This window comes from Aeromonas sp. S9(2024) (genome assembly GCF_041403185.1).
Classification (GTDB): Bacteria; Pseudomonadota; Gammaproteobacteria; order Enterobacterales; family Aeromonadaceae; genus Aeromonas; species Aeromonas enteropelogenes.
The window spans coordinates 58720-72501 of sequence record NZ_JBGLRE010000013.1; the positions used below are offsets into that span (position 1 = coordinate 58720).

Consider the following 13782-nt stretch of genomic DNA (forward strand, 5'->3'; position numbering starts at 1 on the left):
GCGTGGCTGTCGGCATGAAAAAGGGGCCGTTTTCGGCCCCCTTTGCAACCCCGTAGCGTCAGGCTGCCAGCAATCCGGCGTAGCCATTGCCCTGCTCGCGCAGTGCGGTGAATTCGGCCGCGCAGTCAGCCCAGGGCAACCCCAGCTTGTCGGCCACCTTGTCAGGCCACTCTGGGGGCGCCGCCTCCCCCACATCCGACTGGGCCGCCAGCACTATGGCCAGGTGAATAAGTCCTGCCTCGGTAGAAAACTCCTTGGCCAGCATGGGGTTGTAGTGGTACTCCACCGCGCTGCAGATGGTGTCGGGAAACTTCCACAACTTGGCCATGGCCGCTCCCACCTGGGCATAGTTGAAACCGACCACCAGCTCCTCAGCCTTGGCCCGCCCCTTGTGCAGTTCCAGATCCTTGATGTGCAGCACAGTATTTTCCGGCAGTCCCACATGCATGATGAGGCGCCCGAGATCGTGCAGCAGGGCGCAGGTGAAAACCTCCTCTCCTTTCATCCCTTTTCGCACCGCCAGACGGCGCGCCAATTCGGCCACGTTGAAGACGCAACCCCAGAAGTGCCTGAGGTCGAGGCCGGGCACCGCCTTGACCGACTCGGTCAGGCCGCAGGCCAGTACCATGTTGCGCACCATGGCCAACCCAAGCCGGACCGTGGCTTCGTTGACAGTGGCAACCTGGCGACTGCCGCCGAATTTTGCTGAGTTGGCCAGGCGCAGCAACTTGGCCGAAATGACCGGATCCTTGGCGATCTGCTTGCTGATCTTGCTCAGATCCGGCTCCCTCTCGTTGAAGGTCTGGATCAGTTCGCGCATCACTTCGGGGATCTGGGGCAGGTTGTGTGGCTGTGCCAGCAGGGCATCTATCGTAGGCATAGGCTTATCCATCCATCTGGTATGTGTGCAAACCTGTTTGCGGGGCAAACGCCTACTAATTATGAGTAACAAGCCAGCGCTATAACGGATTCTTTATTTGCCCATGACTCAAGGTGTTAGCAAGCATTCGGGCTATACTGGCCGCCACATTCACTGTTGCGGATATCCCATGAACGACGACTCTCAGGAATTTTTCGACGAAGCCGCCCTGCTGGAGATGGTGGACAACCAGCTCGCCGACGGCCAGCCGCCCCAGGTGAAGGCGACCCTGATGCGGCTGGTGATGACGGGCACCCCGCGAGAAGAGGCGTTGCAATACATCGCCTGCGCCCTCGGCGCCGAGCTGATGGCGATGGAAGCCGAACAGGGCCCCTTCAACCTGACCCGTTACGGCGAGTTTCTCGACAGCCTGCCCGAGATGCCCTGGGCCGACTGAACCACGTCTCCGTACGACGAGCAAACAGAAGGGCGGGTGCCGATGGCCCCGCCCTTCTTTCATGAATCAGCTTTTGACCGATCAATACTGGGAGTTGATGATCACCTCTTCCCCCAGCGCCCCCGCCAGCGGCAGTGGCCGGTAAGTGGAGTTGGCTGCCCGCAGCAGGCGGATGCCGCGAATACCCGCCGCCTGCGCCGCCTTGATGTCCCCGTCGGCATCGCCGTAGAAGACCTTCATTTTTTTATCCTTGAGCCACTGCACCTTGGTGTTCTGCCCAGGCTGGTCACCGGCAAAGATCACCGGATTGAGCCGATCGGCCGGGATCCCCATGGTCTGCTGCAGGGTTTGGGTCACCGTCTCGGTGCGGGTAGCCGAGCGCCCGGTGACGAAGTAGATGCTGTCGCCTCGCTTGAGGTGCATGGCGATCAGCGCCTTGCCCACCTGTTTTGGCACACTGAACGCATCCCAGCCATTGTTCATCTTCTCCCAGAAGGCGGGGTTTTTGAGATAACTCTCGTCTTTCGGGGAGAACTCCTGCTTGCCGCGATAGAAGCCGGGACTCGAGAAGAGCAGGGTGTCATCGATGTCAAAGCCCACCGCCATCGGCGGCAGACCATCCAGACTGGCGGCAATCTGGGCCAGTGACACCCAGTGAACGGGCGCCTGCTCGGCCAGCGAGGCGGTGGTCACGCCGGCAGGGGCCGGTTGGGGTGTGGCGGTAACGTCGGCAACGGCCGGGAGAGAAAGGACGGCGGCCAGCAGGGAGGCGAGCAGCACGGGACAGGAAACAGATTTCATCGCACGTCTTCTTCTTCAAACAAAAGAGAGGGCTCATGGTGCCCCCATCCCCTTGTCCAAACTGTGAGTTACCCTACAGAAGGGAGCGTTTGACGCCCAATAATCAATCGGTGACTGGCAGCAGGTCGGTGAAGATGAAACCGTCCCGTTCCACGGTTTCCCCCAACCGGATTGCCAGCGGGCGCCGGAACATGGGCCCGTCGTAGGCCAGGGTGTGAAACTCGCCGTTTTCGCCGCATGGGTCCACTCCCTCGGGCAAGGCGGCGAGCAGGGCCGGATCGAAATCGTGGCCACCCAGACCGGCATCCAGCTTCTTCGGATCCAGCGTGCTGATCCTGGCCTTCATGCCCGCCGCCATCATCTCCCGCGCCAGCTCGGGCGTCTTGCTGCCCCACAGCGGAAACAGCGGCTCTATGCCGGTTCCCGCCAGCTGCCGCTCGCGATAGGCCCGCACATCCTCAAGGAAGAGATCACCAAACGCCATGTGATGGATCCCCTGCGCCAGCACATCGGCGATGAAGCCTTCCATGATGCGGGCATAATCCTCGTTGCTGCAGGGCCAGGGCAGATCGATGCAGATGATGGGCAGCCCCACGCACTCGGCCTGCTGCAACAGCAGTTGCTTGCGCACACCGTGCATCGCCACCCGCTCGAAAGCCTGATTGAGGGTAGTGAACAGCCCCACCACCTCGATGGCCGGATCCTGGCGCAGGCGATGCAGCGCCCAGGCGCAATCCTTGCCGCTGCTCCAGGAGAGCAATACCCGTTTCTTTTCCATGATTCTTCCCCCTGACGGGCGTCAATATGCCCCAAAAAGATGCAAGACAGTGTTGCGAATTGCGCGATTTACATACCGGGATGCAAAAGCATACCCTCGAAGAGGAGCGTGTCCCCGGCAAGGATGGGGAACAATAACTAAAAAAAGCAATGGGAAACATAAGGATATGACGACAGCCACACAACACTACGATCACAGTCGCCCCCTCAACCGACAGGATTACAAGACCCTGAGCCTGGCGGCGCTGGGCGGCGCGCTGGAATTTTACGACTTCATCATCTTCGTCTTCTTCGCCGTGGTCATCGGCGAGCTCTTCTTCCCGGCCGATATCCCCGAATGGCTACGCCAGTTCCAGACCTTCGGCATCTTCGCCGCCGGCTATCTGGCCCGCCCGCTGGGGGGCATCATCATGGCCCACTTCGGCGATCTCATCGGCCGCAAGCGCATGTTCACCCTGAGCATCATCATGATGGCGCTGCCAACCCTGTTGATTGGCCTGCTGCCCACCTATGCGGCCCTCGGCATCGCCGCCCCGCTGCTGCTGCTGCTGTTGCGGATCCTGCAAGGGGCCGCCATCGGTGGTGAAGTGCCAGGGGCCTGGGTATTTGTGGCCGAACACGTGCCCACCCGCCGGATTGGCCTCGCCTGCGGCACCCTGACCGCCGGGCTGACGGCCGGCATTCTGCTCGGCTCCCTGGTCGCCACCGCCATCAACCGCAGCATGAGCCCGAGCGATGTGAGCGAGTGGGGCTGGCGCCTGGCCTTCATCCTCGGCGGGGTATTCGGCATCGTCGCCATGTACCTGCGCCGCTGGCTGCACGAAACCCCGGTCTTTGCCGAGATGCAGGCCAACAAGTCCCTGGCCGAGGAGCTGCCGCTCAAGACGGTGCTGCGCGAGCACAAGGGCAGCGTCGTCGTCTCCATGCTGCTGACCTGGCTGCTCTCCGCCGGGATCGTGGTGGTGATCCTGATGACCCCCACCTACCTGCAGAAGGTGTATGGCATCACTCCCGCCGAGGCGCTGACCGCCAACTCCCTGGCCATAGTCGCGCTCACCCTGGGCTGCATCGCCTATGGTCGCCTCATCGACAGCCTAGGCAGCGGTCTGACCTTCATGCTGGGCTCCCTGCTGCTGGCGGGTTCCACTTATGCCTTCTACCACGGTCTGGTGGCGGGCACGGCCCAGCTGGTGCCCCTCTACATGCTGGCGGGATTTGCGGTCGGCATCGTCGGCGCCGTACCCTATGTGATGGTCAACGCCTTCCCGGCGGTGGTGCGCTTCTCCGGCCTCTCCTTCTCCTACAACGTGGCCTACGCCATCTTCGGCGGCCTGACCCCCATGCTGGTCACCCTGTGGATGAAGAACGACGTGCTGGCCCCCTCCCACTATGTGATGAGCCTGTCGGCCCTTGGCTTTGTCATCGGCCTCTGGCTCTGGGTACAGCAGCGCAGCCAGCGCCAGACGCTGCCCCAGGCAGCCTGATACCCACTCTCAGTTCAGCCCCGACCCAGGTCGGGGCTTTTTGTACGGCCTGGGTTCAGTTTGCAGGGCATAATATAACCACCCTTTCGAAATCGGCTTGGTGCCGGCTTCATCCATCTACCCCTGTTCATCCGAGGCAATACATGTACTTTCAGGTCGTTCTGCTCGCCTTGCTGGCGTTGCTGCCCATGGTCAATCCGCCCACCACGGCCACCCTGTTGCTGGGGCTGAGCAAGGGAATGTCGCGGGAACATGTCCGCCGCCAGATCAATCTGGCCGCCATCTACCTGTTCTGCACCCTCTGCATCACCTTCTTCATCGGCTCTTCCATCCTGGATCTGTTCGGGATCTCCATCCCGGGCCTGCGGCTGGCGGGAGGGCTCATCATCGGCTTCATCGGTTTTCGCATGCTGTTCCCGGCACCGAGCCAGGCCGACGGGGTGGATATCAACCAGAGCATCGCCTTCGTGCCGCTCACCATGCCCAGCATGTGCGGGCCGGGAACCATGGCGCTGGTGATCAGCGGCGCCGCCCAGATCGCGGAACTGCCCGATGACTACAACCGCATGACCATCTATGCCGCCATGGTCACCGCCTTCGCCCTGATGAGCCTGCTCAGCTGGGGCGTGCTGAAGCTGGCGGATCCTGTCTGCAAGATCCTGGGCGCCACCGGCATCGACGCCATGACCCGGATCATGGGTTTTCTGCTGGTGTGCATGGGTATGCAATTTTGTATCAATGGAATCAAGGAGGTAGCGCAGGACCCGGTATTCCATGAAGCGCCGGCTACCCAGGCGATCACGGCTCCCGCGCCAGCTCCCGTCAATCTCGAGCAACTGCCGGGTGCCCGCCAGCACTGAGTGAAAGCGTTATCAAAACAGGCTGACGATCTGCATTGATCTTGTCCCTGATCATGTTATTGACACACAAATGAGTTAGTCTGTTTTTCATACAGACTCTATTCAGAAGGACGCTGGTAGGTTTGTTGGTGAATACCCATTCAATTTCAGGAGAGTATGCTGATGGACAAGATGCTGACCGAAATAGGGAGCCATAGCCTGTTTCACGAGTACCTGAATGTGGTTGGGATCACTAGCCCATCCCTTGCCAAGATCGAGCAGCGCTGGGAGTACAAGGATCAGGAGCACCTGGTCGCCAAGATCCAGATCGACAAGCAGGGCAATGCCCGCTACTTCATCGACGCCCGCGCCATCTCGGTCAATTGATGCCAATGATTGGATCCGCCCCGGCCAGCTGACCGGGGCTTTTTGTTGCCCGCCGCCAACCCGCCAGCAAAAACCCCGGCACAAGGCCGGGGTTTGAGTTTGCGCTCACCGCATCGATTGACGCCGTGAGCTGGCCAAACCGAGTTACGACGTGCCGCCCACGGTGAGCTGATCCAGCTTGAGGGTGGGCTGACCCACTCCGACCGGCACGCTCTGCCCCTCCTTGCCGCAGACACCCACCCCGCGATCGATCGCCAGATCGCAACCTACCATGGAGACCTGGCTCATGGCCTCGGGGCCGTTGCCGATCAGGGTCGCCCCCTTGATGGGCGCAGTGATCTTGCCATCCTCGATGAGGTAGGCCTCGGAGGCGGAGAAGACAAACTTGCCGGAGGTGATGTCCACCTGACCGCCGCCGAAGTTGGGGGCATAGATCCCCTTCTTCACCGAGGCGATGATCTCGGCCGGGTCGTACTGACCCGCCAGCATGTAGGTGTTGGTCATGCGCGGCATCGGCAAGGCCGCGTAGGATTCGCGGCGGCCGTTGCCGGTGAGCGGCACGCCCATCAGACGGGCGTTCTGCTTGTCCTGCAGATAGCCCTTGAGAATGCCGTTCTCGATCAGCACGTTGTAGCCGCCCGGTGTCCCCTCGTCGTCGATGGAGACGGAGCCGCGCCGACCCGGCAGGGTGCCGTCATCGACGATGGTGCAGTGTTTGGAGGCGACCTGCTCGCCGATGCGCCCGGCGAAGGCGGACGACCCCTTGCGGTTGAAGTCCCCCTCCAGGCCATGACCCACCGCCTCGTGCAGCAGCACACCCGGCCAGCCGGAGCCCAGCACCACCGGCATGGTACCGGCCGGCGCATCGATGGCCTCCAGATTCACCAGCGCCTGGCGCACGGCTTCACGCACATAACCGAAGGCGCGGCTCTCCAGCCCATCCAGTTCGAGGAAATAATCGTAACCGAAGCGGCCACCGCCGCCGGCGCTGCCACGCTCGCGGCGATCGCCCTTTTCGGCGATGACGGTCACCGAAAGGCGCACCAGCGGACGCACGTCGGCGACCAGGGTGCCGTCGGTCGCGGCCACCAACACCTCTTCATAGACCCCGCTGATGGAGGCCATCACCTGATTGATGGCGGGATCCAGGCTGCGGGCGAACTTGTCCATCTGCTCCAGCAGGGCGATCTTCTGCTGCTTGTCGAGGGTCTGCAGGGGATCCAGCGCCGGATAGAGCAGGTTGGCCTCGGTTCTGGCCCACGCCTTCACCTTGCCCCGGGCGCCGGCGGCGGCGATACCGCGGGCGGCAGTCACCGACTGCTGCAGCGCCAGCAGGCTCAGCTCGTCGGAGTAGGCAAAACCGGTCTTCTCGCCGCAGACGGCGCGCACCCCGACCCCCTGATCGATGTTGTAGCTGCCATCTTTCACGATGCCATCTTCCAGCATCCAGGACTCATGCCAGCTGCGCTGGAAATAGAGGTCGCCGAACTCCACCTGATGGCTCATCAGGCTGCCGAGCAGCTGTTGCAGGCGTCCTTCGTCGAGATCGTTCGGGGCCAACAGGGAGGCACTAACCTGGCTCAATAGACTCAAATCTTTCTCTCCAATCTCGATGCGAGATGTCGTAACAGTTAATTCGTGCGAATCGACCAGAGGGTCGATTGGCGAAGCGTAATCGGACGTCAAAGACACCATGGGGTTTGCGAGCGTCCGCTCCCCCCGCCACAGGGCGGATCGAACCTGCGCATGTTCACAGCAACCAGGCGTGTTGTCGCACCGGCAAACGGCTGCGTTTCAGTTCTTCACCACACCATCAGAGCAAACGGGTGTGTTGCAGCACCGGCAAACCGCTGCGTTTCAATTCTTCACCACACCATCAGAGCAAACGGGTGTGTTGCAGCACCGGCAAACCGCTGCGTTTCAGTTCTTTACCACAGCATCAGAGCAAACGGGCGTGCTCCATCACGGGCATGGTGCGTTTCAATTCATCGACAAGCCCGTCATCCATCTTCGCCAGCACGGTGGCACGCCCCGCGCTCTGGCAGGCCAGCACCCGACCCCAGGGGTCGATCACCATGCTGTGACCCCAGGTCTGGCGTCCCGTCTCATGGGTTCCCCCCTGGTTGGCGGCCACCACATAGCACTGGTTTTCGATGGCACGGGCCCGCAGCAGCGGCTCCCAGTGCGCCTCGCCGGTCACGGCGGTGAAGGCGGCGGGCACCAGCAGCACCCGGGCACCGGCACGGGCCAGCTGGCGATAGAGCTCGGGAAAGCGCAAATCATAACAGATGGAGAGGCCGAGGGGACCAAAGGGGGAGTCCACCGTAACGGGCGCATTCCCCGGGCTGAAGGTCTCCGACTCCCGATAACGCCCCTGATTGTCGGCCACGTCCACGTCGAACAGGTGGATCTTGTGGTAATGCCCCTTGAGCGCGCCAGCCGGATCAAACACCAGCGAGCTGGTGTGGATATGATCCGATCCCGGGATCCTGGTCGGCATGGCCCCGGCTACCAGCCAGATGCCATGTTCGCGGGCCCACGCGGCAAGCTGTTGCTGGATCGGCGCAGCTCCGCTCAGATCGGGGCCGATCGTCTCGGCCCCGTCCAGATAGCCCTGGCGCTCGCCAAACAGGGCAAAATTCTCCGGCAACAGCACCAGCAGCGGCCGTTCGGCCGGCAATGCCGCCAGCTCGGCGGCAATCTGCGCCCGGTTATCCAGCCAGTGACGGCCAGACACCAGCTGTATTGCGGCTAACCACATGACTCACTCCTTGAGATTGGGGGCACCATCAACGCTGATCCGGCCCGCTGTGTTTGGGGGTCAGCAGGAAGGGGCTGACCTCGTTGGCAGGCAGGGTGGGCGCGACCTCTTCCACCGCCTCTTTCTGCTGCTGGTTGAGCTTGATCCTGGCCCTGTCACGCCCCGCTTCAACCAGTTTGGGAGCGTCGAGGGGGCCGGAGATCCAGAAATCGATCCGGGTCACCACATCCACCACGGGCTCCAGCAACTTGGAGAGAGCCAGCACATAGAGGCCGGTCACCGGGGTGAGGGAGAAGGCCGCCACCACCGGCAGGGTTCCTCCCAGATTGGGGGAGAAGCTCAGCTCGTAGTCGAGCCGCCAGCGCACCAGATCGGCCACCCCTTCCCCGCGCAGGTTGCCTGCGGCGCCCTTCATGTAGAAATCGTCGTTGCTCACCTGCCCCTGCTTGATGTTGACCGAGGCAGACATGGATTCGAAGTAGAAGCCCTTGTCGAACACATCGCGAAAATCGAGGCGCAGCTTGCGGATCAGGGAGTCCAGGCTCAGCAATGAGAGCAGCCGTGCCCCCTTGTCGCTGACCTCTCGCACTGTCCCCCCCTCCAGCTGGTAGTTGGCGCTGCCCGCCAGGGTGGGCAGGCTCAGACGATAGGGAGCATCCTGCCAGTTCACATCAAACGATAGTGAGCCCGGCGCGTCGCTGATGGGGGAGGTATAGCCAAGGCGCTTGACCAGCAACTCACTGTTGTTGCTGGTCAGCTTGCCACGGGCCCGGGTCTGCATCCGCCCACCATTGTTGCGCCAATCGACGCTGCCGGTCAGCTGGCTGCCCGCCAGCCGCATATCCAGCCCCTTGAGGGTCAGCCTGTCGGCACCAGGCAGCAGCTCCCCCTTGACCTCGCCCAGCGGCAACTCGCCGAAACGGCAATCCACGCAGCTGAAGGTGAGCCAGGGGATGGCGTCCATGATGGCCTTGTCCTGTTTCGCATCGGGCTCGGGGCGCAGATCCGAACTCTTGCCCGACCAATAGATGCGGGCAAACTTGGCATCGACCGGCTGATTGGGGACGACTGGCAGGCGGATCACCCCCATCACGTCGGGGCTGTCGATCATCACCTCGGTGGCCTGCTTGACCGGCCCCACGGTGAAACGGGTCGCCTTGAGAGTGGCGCTGCCGATATTGGCGCGAGCCAGCTGGCCATCCACCCACCAATCCTGCGGCAGGAAGGAGGGACCGACCACGGCGTTGCCGCCCTTGCCCTGGGCCGGCAGCCACTGCTTGAGCCGGGCCAGCCAGCCTCCCACATCGGCCTCCTGCTGGTTGATGGCCAGCAACATGGGCACATCCCGCAATATCCTGGCACCGGGCTGCCCCACATCGACCCGCACCCGGCTGAGATGAGGTTCCCCCTCGCCGTACACCAGCCGGGTCTGCATATCCACATCGGCCCCCAGCACGGCGCGAATGTCGGCACGGCCGTCGCGCCCGCGCGCAGTCACCTTGAGCGGCAACCGGTCCGGCGCCGCCTTGGTCAGCGGTTTGGGCAAGTCCAGCCCCATCCCCTGCAGGTTGGAGTCGAGCGCCAGATGGAAGCTGAATGGCTTGTCATCGGGCAGGGCCAGATCGAGCTTTCCACTCCAGTTGCTGCGGCCGGCGAGGATGCCGTACGAGGCGATGGCGGGGGGCTGGCGACGGCTGTCCCACTCCCCCTTGAAGCCGAGGTCGACCTGATAGCGATCCGGGTGCTGACGGCCCTGATAGTTGAGGGTCAGCGGCTGGTTCCACAGGGTCGCCTTGAGATTGCTGAAACGGGTCTGTTCGTTGTCATACTCAAGCTTGCCCTGCACCTGCTCCAGCGGCAGATCCAGGCTGGCAACCCGTACCTTGTTGTTGTTGAAGGTGGCATCGCCGCTCGCCTTCACCTCGCTCTCGCCATCGAGGGGGATATCCAGCTTGACCGTCCCCTTCAAGGGGCCGCGCACCTCGACCTCCCGCAGCGCCTGCCCCACGGTCCCCCCCAACGGGGAGTCCTGCAGGTAGTCGCTGATGGCCTTGCCCTCGCCCGCCACCCTGGCATCCACATAGAGATGGGCCCCCGGATAGAGATCCGGGATCCAGGCATGGACCGAGTCGGAGCTGGCCTTGCCGAGGCGGGTGGAACGGCTGCGCATGTCCAGACTGGCGTTCTGGAACAGGAGATCTATCTGCAGGTCGGTGAGCGGTTGCCAACCGGGAAAGAACTCGTAGGTGGCCTTCTCCAGCGGCACCGCCACCTGGAAGATCCCCTCGCCCTTGCTGTAGGGGAAATCCCGGAACTCGCCGTACCAGAGCAGGTCAGCCCCCTTCGCCTTGCCCCCCTTGATGGCACCGCTCAGGTAGTCCACCAGCTCCTTGTCCATCGCCTGCAGCGGGAAGTAGCGATCGGCGTTGCCCGCATTCTTGACGTCGATGCGACCGGTCAGGGCGAGGAAGGGGTGTTCGAACAGATCGAGCCGAAAACGGCTGGCGAGGCGCAGATCCGGGTTGTCCAGTGCTATGTCCTGGCCATAGAGCACCCAGCCCTGCGATTCGCGCCACCAGTCGAGGCGGGCCGAGAAGCTGTCGATGGGGATCACTTCCTTGAAGTGACGGGCCGGATCCAGCTTGTCCTTGCCGAGAGTCAGCCTGGCGCTGCCGCCGCTCGGGGTGAGCCAGAATTCGCCGTTGAGGTCCTGCACCCCGGGCACATCCTGCCAGGCATTGACCTTGATGTGCGAGAAGTTTCCGCTCAGCGACAGCCCCTGCCAGTCGGCCTTTGCCTGCAGGACGAGATCCTGGATCTTGCCGCTCGGGCTGGTGCGCTTGAGGGTCTCGGCCAGCTCGGGATAGAGGCCTGAGACCAGCTGGCTCAGGTTGGTAACCTGATCGAGATCGATCTGTGGCACATAGCCGCGGATCCGCGAACTGACCCGCTCGAGCTGCAACCGGCTGCGCAGCCAGGGCTTGTCATCGAGCTTGAAGGTCATCTTGTAGCTGGCCAATTGCCAATCCTCACCATCCCGGCGCAGCTGGATCTTGCCGCCGTCGAGGGCGAGGCGATGCAGTTTGCGCTTCTTGGGATCCTTCCAGATCAGGTAGTTGTTGCCAAAGGCCAGCAGGCTATCCCCCAGCTGACCATCGGCAAACTCGCTCCAGAGCTGGAAGTCGAGCTGACCCGCAATCCTGGGCTCACCGGCATGGATCCGCGCCAGCAGGGGGGTGATGTCGAGCTGGCTGGCCCCCAGATAGAGCCGGCCCTTGAGGGTATCGAGCCTGGTACTCGACGCATCCACATCCAGGATAAGATCGAGGGTGCTCTCGCCGACCCCGTTGATGAGATAGGCCTTGCCGACCCCCTGATGACGCTTGCCCCGGTTCTGCCAGCGCAGCTGGGCGATATCCAGCGCCCGCAGCTCGCCGAGAGCGGTGGTGACGTTGAGCCGGGTATTGAGCACATCGAAGGTGGAGAGCTGGGTCAGCAGGAAGCGCAACAGCGCCCGCTGCTGGGGATCGTGGTTGGATGGGGTCTTATCGGCCGGCTGGCTGAAATCCAGGGTGATCTCCCCATCTCCCAGGATCAACTCGCCAAAGACCGGCTTGAGTTCGTTGAGGGAGCGCCAGAAGTCGAGATGGGCCCAGACCTTGCCCAGTTTGACGGCAAAACGCCCCGAGTCCGGGGCGATGGAGAGTTGCTGCAGTTCGAGGGCAGGGCCGGCACGGGTCCAATCCAGCCCTACCTCTCCCACACTTACCTTCAGCTGGCTGTCGGCCAGCAGGGTATCGATCAGTGCCTGACGGTGCTGATTGAGCAAAGGACCCCCAACCCGTACCAGCGTGACCACCATGGCCAGCAGTACGAACAGGATCCCCAGGGCCAGCCAGCCCCGACTCAGCCAGCGATAGACCAATTACATCATCACCACGTCAAACTGCTCCTGACCACAGAGAGGTTCGCTCACCACCCGTACCTGTTTGCCGATGAAGACTTCCAGCTCCGCCAGGCTGTGGGACTCTTCGCCGTGAAGATAGTCGGCCACCGCCGGGGCAGCATAGACAGTGAACTGATCCGCATCGTAGGCGCGGTTGACCCGGATGATCTCCCGCAGGATCTCGAAGCAGACCGACTCCACCGTCTTGACCCGGCCGCGCCCCTTGCACTCTGGACACTCGGAGCAGAGCACGTGCTCCAGGCTCTCGCGGGTGCGTTTGCGGGTCATCTCCACCAGGCCGAGCTGGGAGAAGCCGTTGACGTTGGTCTTGGCTCTGTCCTTGGCCAGCGCCTGCTCCAGGCTGTGCAGCACCCGGCGGCGGTGATCTTCCGACTGCATGTCGATGAAGTCGATGATGATGATGCCGCCGAGGTTGCGCAGCCGCAGGTGACGGGCGATGGCCGCCGTCGCCTCGACGTTGGTGTTGAAGATGGTCTCTTCCAGGTTGCGATGGCCAACGAAGGCACCGGTGTTGATGTCCACCGTGGTCATCGCCTCGGTCTGGTCGATGATGAGATAGCCGCCGGATTTGAGCTCCACCTTGCGCTCCAGAGCGCGCTGGATCTCGTTCTCCACGTCGTAGAGATCGAAGATGGGAGACTCGCCGGGGTAGTATTCCAGCTTGCCGGCGAGCTCCGGCACATACTCCTCGGTGAAGCGCTTGAGCTGCTCGAAGCTCTGGCGCGAATCGACCCGGATCTTGTCGAGCTCGGTGCCGACGAAGTCGCGCACCACCCGAAAGGCGAGGCTGGGATCCTCATAGAGGATCTTGCAGGGGGGATACTTCTGCTTGCGCTCGAGGATCTTGCGCCACAGGCGTTTCAGGAAGGCGGCATCCTGCTCCAGCTCCTGCTCCCCCACCCCTTCGGCGGCGGTGCGAATGATGTAGCCACCCAGCTCGTCCACATAGCCGGCCACGGTGCGCTTGAGGCGCTCCCGTTCCGCTTCGGACTCGATGCGCTGGGAAACCCCCACGTGGGCGCTGCCCGGCATGAACACCAGGTAGCGGGAAGGCAATGTGATATCGGTGGTGAGGCGCGCCCCCTTGGTGCCCAGCGGGTCTTTGACCACCTGCACCATGATGTCCTGCCCCTGGCGCACCAGCTCGGCGATGTTGCCGACCTGAAACTGCTCCTTCTCCTTCACCGCCACGCACTCGGTGTGCGGGACTATGTCGGAGGCGTGCAGGAAGGCCGCCTTGTCCATGCCGATATCGACGAAGGCCGCCTGCATGCCGGGCAGCACCCGGCTGATCTTGCCTTTATAGATATTGCCGACGATGCCGCGCTTGGCCTGACGTTCGACGTGCACTTCCTGCAGTTGGCCGTTTTCGACCAGAGCGACCCGGGTTTCGGAGGGGGTAACGTTAACCAGTAGTTCTACCGACATAAGTAACCTTGCCTGTTCCAGT

11 protein-coding genes are annotated in these 13782 nt (G+C 62.7%); 4 read left to right on the top strand and 7 right to left on the bottom strand.

Annotated elements, in window-relative coordinates:
- Window positions 1–58: 58 nt before the first annotated feature.
- Window positions 59–880 carry an HDOD domain-containing protein gene (locus tag ACB028_RS18120; protein ID WP_042070309.1) on the bottom strand — a complete coding sequence of 274 codons (822 nt, stop codon included), beginning with the start codon at window positions 878–880 and terminating at the stop codon, window positions 59–61.
- 169 nt (window positions 881–1049) lie between these two features.
- Between ACB028_RS18120 and ACB028_RS18125 the strand changes: the two genes are divergently transcribed.
- A complete protein-coding gene (locus ACB028_RS18125) occupies window positions 1050–1316 on the top strand; it encodes a hypothetical protein (protein ID WP_061476904.1) in 267 nt (88 codons plus the stop codon).
- An 81-nt stretch (window positions 1317–1397) separates the two neighbouring features.
- Here ACB028_RS18125 and aphA read toward each other — a convergent pair whose 3' ends face one another.
- Together aphA and ACB028_RS18135 are read right to left on the bottom strand one after the other, a co-directional pair.
- Window positions 1398–2117 carry an acid phosphatase AphA gene (gene aphA, locus ACB028_RS18130; protein WP_026458340.1) on the bottom strand — a complete coding sequence of 240 codons (720 nt, stop codon included), beginning with the start codon at window positions 2115–2117 and terminating at the stop codon, window positions 1398–1400.
- Window positions 2118–2220: 103 nt separating this feature from the next.
- A complete protein-coding gene (locus tag ACB028_RS18135; protein ID WP_371144887.1) occupies window positions 2221–2895 on the bottom strand; it encodes an ATP-binding protein in 675 nt (224 codons plus the stop codon).
- A 166-nt stretch (window positions 2896–3061) separates the two neighbouring features.
- Here ACB028_RS18135 and ACB028_RS18140 point away from each other — a divergent pair, with 166 nt between their 5' ends.
- From ACB028_RS18140 to ACB028_RS18150, 3 genes are all read left to right on the top strand, one after another.
- Window positions 3062–4378, top strand: coding sequence for an MFS transporter (locus ACB028_RS18140; RefSeq protein ID WP_061476908.1), 1317 nt, complete (start codon window positions 3062–3064; stop codon window positions 4376–4378).
- A gap of 143 nt (window positions 4379–4521) precedes the next feature.
- On the top strand, window positions 4522–5238 hold the full coding sequence (locus ACB028_RS18145) for a MarC family NAAT transporter (protein WP_026457709.1): 717 nt from the start codon (window positions 4522–4524) through the stop codon (window positions 5236–5238).
- Between the two features lie 162 nt (window positions 5239–5400).
- On the top strand, window positions 5401–5604 hold the full coding sequence (locus ACB028_RS18150) for a hypothetical protein (protein ID WP_026457710.1): 204 nt from the start codon (window positions 5401–5403) through the stop codon (window positions 5602–5604).
- A 144-nt stretch (window positions 5605–5748) separates the two neighbouring features.
- Here the strand turns inward: ACB028_RS18150 and tldD are convergent, their stop codons facing one another.
- The 4 genes from tldD to rng form a co-directional block, all read right to left on the bottom strand.
- A complete protein-coding gene (tldD, locus tag ACB028_RS18155; protein WP_026457711.1) occupies window positions 5749–7197 on the bottom strand; it encodes a metalloprotease TldD in 1449 nt (482 codons plus the stop codon).
- Window positions 7198–7543: 346 nt separating this feature from the next.
- Entirely contained in the window at window positions 7544–8365 is an 822-nt protein-coding gene (locus tag ACB028_RS18160) for a carbon-nitrogen hydrolase family protein (protein WP_371144888.1), read from the bottom strand.
- A gap of 28 nt (window positions 8366–8393) precedes the next feature.
- Window positions 8394–12290, bottom strand: coding sequence for a YhdP family protein (locus tag ACB028_RS18165; RefSeq protein WP_371144889.1), 3897 nt, complete (start codon window positions 12288–12290; stop codon window positions 8394–8396).
- Window positions 12291–13760, bottom strand: coding sequence for a ribonuclease G (gene rng / locus ACB028_RS18170; RefSeq protein ID WP_042029033.1), 1470 nt, complete (start codon window positions 13758–13760; stop codon window positions 12291–12293).
- Window positions 13761–13782 lie beyond the last annotated feature (22 nt).

What these genes read in the sequence shown, in the direction of transcription:
- ACB028_RS18125 (WP_061476904.1), top strand. Translation starts at nt 1,050, where the DNA reads ATGAACGACGACTCTCAGGAATTTTTCGACGAAGCCGCCCTGCTGGAG.
- ACB028_RS18140 (WP_061476908.1), top strand. Translation starts at nt 3,062, where the DNA reads ATGACGACAGCCACACAACACTACGATCACAGTCGCCCCCTCAACCGA.
- ACB028_RS18150 (WP_026457710.1), top strand. Translation starts at nt 5,401, where the DNA reads ATGGACAAGATGCTGACCGAAATAGGGAGCCATAGCCTGTTTCACGAG.
- ACB028_RS18145 (WP_026457709.1), top strand. Translation starts at nt 4,522, where the DNA reads ATGTACTTTCAGGTCGTTCTGCTCGCCTTGCTGGCGTTGCTGCCCATG.
- ACB028_RS18135 (WP_371144887.1), bottom strand. Translation starts at nt 2,895, where the DNA reads ATGGAAAAGAAACGGGTATTGCTCTCCTGGAGCAGCGGCAAGGATTGC.
- ACB028_RS18160 (WP_371144888.1), bottom strand. Translation starts at nt 8,365, where the DNA reads ATGTGGTTAGCCGCAATACAGCTGGTGTCTGGCCGTCACTGGCTGGAT.
- ACB028_RS18120 (WP_042070309.1), bottom strand. Translation starts at nt 880, where the DNA reads ATGCCTACGATAGATGCCCTGCTGGCACAGCCACACAACCTGCCCCAG.
- rng (WP_042029033.1), bottom strand. Translation starts at nt 13,760, where the DNA reads ATGTCGGTAGAACTACTGGTTAACGTTACCCCCTCCGAAACCCGGGTC.
- aphA (WP_026458340.1), bottom strand. Translation starts at nt 2,117, where the DNA reads ATGAAATCTGTTTCCTGTCCCGTGCTGCTCGCCTCCCTGCTGGCCGCC.